We start from the raw sequence: 5,626 nt of genomic DNA on the forward strand, positions 1-5,626 counted from the left end.
AAGCCGGTGTTCACTCTGGTGACTCAGCATGTTCATTACCAGCACATTCTTTATCGCAAGAAGTGCAAGATGTAATGCGCAAGCAAGTAACCGATATGGCGCTTGAGCTTGGTGTTGTTGGCTTAATGAATACACAGTTTGCTGTAAAAGATGGCAAAGTGTACTTAATTGAAGTTAACCCGCGTGCCGCACGTACTGTACCGTTTGTATCAAAAGCAACCGGTGTAGCGCTTGCAAAAGTGGCGGCTCGTTGTATGGCGGGTCAGTCTTTGGCAAACCAAGGTATTACTAAAGAAGTGATCCCTCCTTATTACAGCGTTAAAGAAGTTGTTTTACCATTTGCTAAGTTTCAGGGTGTGGATCCAATTCGTGGCCCTGAGATGCGCTCAACGGGTGAAGTGATGGGTGTTGGTGATACTTTCGCCGAAGCATTCGCAAAAGCACAATTAGGTGCAAGCAACACTTTACCACGCGGTGGTCGCGCGTTATTATCTGTTCGTAATAGCGATAAGCCACGCATTGTTGAATTAGCCAAGATCATGACCGACTTAGGTTTTGAACTTGACGCAACAGGTGGCACGGCACAAGCTCTTGAAGAAGCTGGCATTGAAGTACGACGTGTAAACAAAGTATATGAAGGCCGACCGCATATTCTTGATTATATCAAGAATAAAGAGTACAGCTATATCGTTAATACCACCGAAGGTCGTCAAGCGATCGAAGATTCGAAGGTGTTACGTCGTGGTGCATTGCAAAATAAAACCAACTATACGACAACCTTGAACGCGGCTTTTGCTAACTGTACTGCTAACAAAGCAGATGACCGTAGTAAAGTAACGTCAGTTCAAGAGCTACACCTGCGATTGAACTAAGGAAATGTGCCAAGGCCAACTAGGGCCTTGGTGTTAAGTGAGAAAAGTATGCAATCAATTCCGATGACAGTTCGTGGCGCAGATTTACTGCGCAAAGAGCTTAACGAATTAAAAACAGTTACCCGTCCAAAAATTATCGCCGACATTGCTGTTGCGCGTGAACACGGTGACTTAAAAGAAAACGCTGAGTACCACGCTGCACGTGAGCAACAGGGTTTTTGTGAAGGTCGTATTCAAGAAATTGAAGCAAAGCTTTCAAATGTTCAAATTATCGATGTAACTAAAATGCCAAATACGGGCAAAGTTATTTTTGGCACAACAGTAACTATAGTAAATGTAGATACTGATGCAGAAGTAAAATACCGTATTGTAGGCGATGATGAAGCAGATATTAAAAACAACTTAATTTCTGTTAATTCACCGATTGCACGTGGCTTAATTGGTAAACAAGTAGACGATGCAGTGTCTATCCAAACGCCAAAAGGTATCGTTGAGTACGAAATCATTGAAGTTGAGTATCTTTAACGCATAACTCACTTTAACGTTTTAAATAAAAACCGATGTATTTACATCGGTTTTTTTATGCCTTAAATAAATCACTATACTGATAAGGGTGTTCATATTGCATAAAGAGTGAGCATGATGATATAGGTACATAATCACTTTATACCAATCTGCTTATATATGGGGTCTATTTAACGTTAAGAAAATTACGCTAGAACTAGGCAAAAGTTTTTATATCTAGTTGTTCTAAATAAAAAACTTTTAACGACGTTATAGTGCAATTTAATTCGTTAAATTGATCAAAGATTTATGCAGGTTGGTATTATTAAAAAGGAACACTCAATGGCTAATATACTTTACCCAGCGCCTTTAAAAGTAGGCTCTAAAATTGCTATTTGCTCGCTTTCATCTGGGCTAAAAGAAAAGTATCACGGACGATTAGATATAGTTATAAATGGACTACAACAACGAGGGTATGATGTTGTTGAAGGCGAGTTTTTACGTCAAAACAAACCACGTGAACAGCTTAATGCTAAAGCGCATGCTAAGCAGCTAATGGGTTTTTTTTTAGATGATGAAATAGATGCGATTATGCCGCCAATGGGTGGTGAGCTGGCAATGGAAATACTGCCACTACTTGATTTTAACGCCATTAAAGAAGCAAAGCCTAAGTGGTTAGTTGGTTTTTCTGATGTGAGTACTATTGCATGTGCACTCACTGCTAAGTGCCAATGGGCAACCCTTCACAGCGCCAATCTTATGCAATTACATCCAGATGAAAAAAATCCGTACAGCTTACAAATATTTGAAACTCTGACCTACGAAGCCGGTAGTAAGTTTGAGCAAGGTCCTTCTTCTTTATACCAAAAAAATAAGCCTAATTACGCGCAAAATCCGAACGAATTACTCAGCCCGAGTGAGCCCACAAACTGGCAATGTTTAAACTACACAGATAAACGTACCATAGAAATGTCTGGTCGGTTATTTGGTGGATGTTTAGATACCGTAGGTTTATTGCTCGACTCACCATTTTTAGCGCTGCATGAGTTTAAAAAGAACAGTGCGCCCGAAGGGCTTATTTTATACCTCGAAAACTCAGAGCTAACACCCACAACCGTTGCACGATTTTTACTGTCATTAAAATTAGCCGGTATATTTGATGATATCAATGGCTTGGTTTTAGGGCGAAGTGAAATAACACAAGGTCATTACGATGCCTTTGATTATCGCCATGCGTTAGATGTAGCGCTAGGTGGGTGTTTATTTCCTGTAATTTTTGATGCGGATATAGGGCACGTTCAACCTAACTTAAATTTGGTAAATGGTGCTACCTGTACGCTAGTTGCTGATATAAACGAAGGTATAGTAGATCGCGCATCGTTAAATATTCAACTTTCGTAGTTTTTATTGTATTTAGTTTTGAAAAACAAATAAATACAAGCGTATAATATGCCTACAGTAAGTGCTAATACTTACTGTAAATTCTCAGGGCGGGGTGAAATTCCCCACCGGCGGTATGTTTAATGTTTTTTATGACTTAAACGAGCCCGCGAGCGCTTTATTTAACTTATTTTAGGTTAAGTAAAGGTCAAGCAGATCTGGTGAGATGCCAGAGCCGACGGTTACAGTCCGGATGAAAGAGAATATGGCTTATTATACTAAAACCAATTTTATTAAAGACATGACCGTTGTATCGCGTTAAGTGAGCTATTTTCTTTGCGCTATAATTAGTCACTAATTTAATGTTATTGGTATAACAGTGTGCGCTGCATTTTGCTGCGTGCTTTTTGTTATTTTATTTAAGCTATTTTGGTAGTGATCGCTTTAAATTTAAGTGATGTATTACTGATCCTTTCACAGTCCTGAATCTATTATTTTTATTTGGAATATAATGATGATTCAGTCTCTACTTACTCAATTCGGCGAAAGCCATACCCGCGTACAAAGCGCCATCACTGCACTACAGCAAGGCCAAGGCGTACTTGTTGTTGATGATGAAAACCGTGAAAATGAAGGTGACTTTGTTTTTTCAGCTGAGCATTTAACGACTTTTCAAATGGCCGAAATGATCCGCGAAGGCAGCGGTATTGTTTGTTTATGCATGGGGGATGAGCGCATTAAACAGCTCGACTTACCGCAAATGGTAGCTAACAATACGAGTCAAAATAACACCGCTTATACAGTCACTATTGAAGCTAAGCATGGCGTAACAACAGGTGTGTCTGCTGCTGATAGAGTAACTACTATAAAAGCAGCGACAGCGGATAATGCAAAACCAAGTGATTTATCGCGCCCAGGGCATGTATTTGGTTTAAAGGCACAAACGGGTGGCGTATTAGTGCGTCGCGGTCATACCGAAGCATCCGTTGATTTAATGCAACTTGCCGGCTTAAAACCATTTGGCGTAATTTGCGAACTGACAAATCCTGATGGTTCAATGGCGCGCTTACCTGAGGTGAGTGATTATGCTAATAAACATAATATGACCGTGCTTTCTATTGAAGATTTAGTGCAATACATTCAGGCTGCACAGCGCAAAGTAAGTTAAACTGCTTTAAAGCAAAAAAACCACTTATTTAAATAAGTGGTTTTTTAATATTGTTATCATTTAAGTTTATAACGTATTACTTATAAAACCTGAATAACTTGCTCTTTTGCTAAGCGAGATTTAGGTAATTTAGCATTATAATCTTCAGCGCTATCATGATAGCCAAGTACTAATGCGACGTCGCATACGTAACCATCAAGTTCTTTTTCAAAGACTTCGCCAATCAGCTGTGCATCTACGCCTTCCATTGGGGTTGAATCAATGCCTAAACGTGCAGCGGCATGCATAGTGTTACCCAGTGCAATGTAAGTTTGTGCTTTAGTCCACTCTTCATTAACGCCTTGCTCATCAGTATTCATATCAACAAACGCATAAGCACCAAAAGCTTGTTCGCGATTTTCTGCTTTAGTACGGCCATTTTTAATATCTGCATCAATAACTTGTGCGTAGTCATCGCGGGTATATTTAGGATTGTGAGCGAACAATATTATATGCGAAGCTGTTTTAATATGTGGCTGGTTAAACGCAAATTTATTAGCAAATGTACTATGCATACGCTCTTTAGCCTCATCTGATTCAATTACGATGAATTTCCAAGGCTGCGAGTTAATAGATGATGGAGATAGGCGCATAGCTTCGTAAATAACGGCTAAATCGTCTTGAGATACACGTTTCGTTGCATCGTAACGTTTTGCTGTGTAACGCTTTTCTAAGTCATTAATAATAGGGTGAGTCATTAGTTTCTCCATTGAGTAGGTGTTTTACCAGTATTTACTATGTTGAGTCAGTTTTAGTAAAAACAAACCCTTTTAAAAATTTATTACAAAAATAATATCGTGTTTTTAAATCACTCTACTTATTTGATTCAATTGATATCTACGTAAAGTAAGGCCTATCAATATAGCTAGGTACGGATAGTAGTGGGTTATTACAATATGATAAACAGGTATATGGTTGAATCATTATCAAATATTATTAGGTAATAGTTTCTTTAATAAATATAAATACACTAATAGCCACCCCGAAATATTGGCTGAAGACACCAATTGCATTGGTGCCTTCAATTAATTCAGGCAGCGCGTGTTTAGGGGCTGTTGATCTTTGTAGTACATATATCAATCAGCCCACATTGGTAGCCACATCATAGTAAATGCTAAAGCGAGCATTGAATGATAATTTCGTTCAAGCTTTTCATACCGCGTGGCTATCCCTCTATATTGCTTAATACGGCCAAATGCATTCTCAACCAAGTGCCGATATTTGTACATGCACCAGTCAATATCTTCATTGCCTACTAAACTGTTGCCCTTACGTGGAATAACGGGTGTAGCGTTATTATCACGAACAAACGCTCTCAGTTTTTCACTGTCGTAGCCTTTATCTGCGACAACCATATTACTTGTTGGGCAATTAGCTACGAGTGACTCTGCATGGACGATATCATGCGTATTTCCACAGGATAATTCATAATAAACAGGCAACCCTCCGCTATCGACTGCAAGATGAATTTTCGTAGAATTTCCACCTCGGCTCTTTCCAATTGATTCATTGTCAGCAGTTCTTGCACCGCAACTATGTTGATGAGCCCTGACAATACTGCCATCAATGAAGACCCAATCCATGTCCGCATCACGAGATAATGCGCGAAACAGTTCATTCAAAATCCCTTTTTTGGACCATAAATTAAACCGTCTGTAGATAG

The 5,626-nt window shown here is 39.2% G+C and carries 5 protein-coding genes, 1 pseudogene and 1 riboswitch; of the genes and pseudogenes, 4 read left to right on the forward strand and 2 right to left on the reverse strand.

The genetic code is table 11. The features are described 5' to 3' along the window. The 4 genes and pseudogenes from carB to ribB form a co-directional block, all read left to right on the forward strand. A pseudogene (carB, locus tag L655_RS0120515) lies at positions 1-872 on the forward strand (carbamoyl phosphate synthase large subunit); the annotation flags it as partial. Positions 873-920: 48 nt separating this feature from the next. Next, complete coding sequence (gene greA / locus L655_RS0120520; protein ID WP_004335404.1) at positions 921-1,397, forward strand: transcription elongation factor GreA; 477 nt, start codon at positions 921-923, stop codon at positions 1,395-1,397. A 321-nt stretch (positions 1,398-1,718) separates the two neighbouring features. Continuing rightward, positions 1,719-2,777, forward strand: a complete 1,059-nt coding sequence (locus tag L655_RS0120525; protein WP_024606132.1) for a S66 peptidase family protein — start codon at positions 1,719-1,721, stop codon at positions 2,775-2,777. A gap of 76 nt (positions 2,778-2,853) precedes the next feature. Then, a riboswitch (FMN riboswitch) is annotated at positions 2,854-3,025 on the forward strand. Between the two features lie 245 nt (positions 3,026-3,270). Continuing rightward, positions 3,271-3,924: a 3,4-dihydroxy-2-butanone-4-phosphate synthase gene (gene ribB / locus L655_RS0120530; RefSeq protein WP_024606133.1), complete on the forward strand. Its 654-nt coding sequence runs from the start codon at positions 3,271-3,273 to the stop codon at positions 3,922-3,924. Positions 3,925-4,004: 80 nt separating this feature from the next. Here the strand turns inward: ribB and L655_RS0120535 are convergent, their stop codons facing one another. Further along, positions 4,005-4,661: a nitroreductase family protein gene (locus tag L655_RS0120535; RefSeq protein ID WP_024606134.1), complete on the reverse strand. Its 657-nt coding sequence runs from the start codon at positions 4,659-4,661 to the stop codon at positions 4,005-4,007. A 378-nt stretch (positions 4,662-5,039) separates the two neighbouring features. Next, positions 5,040-5,626, reverse strand: a 587-nt coding sequence (locus L655_RS0120540; protein ID WP_024603875.1) for an IS5 family transposase, incomplete at its 5' end; no start/stop codon positions are given.

The organism is Pseudoalteromonas sp. TAE79, assembly GCF_000498015.1.
In the GTDB taxonomy this organism is placed as follows: domain Bacteria; phylum Pseudomonadota; class Gammaproteobacteria; order Enterobacterales; family Alteromonadaceae; genus Pseudoalteromonas.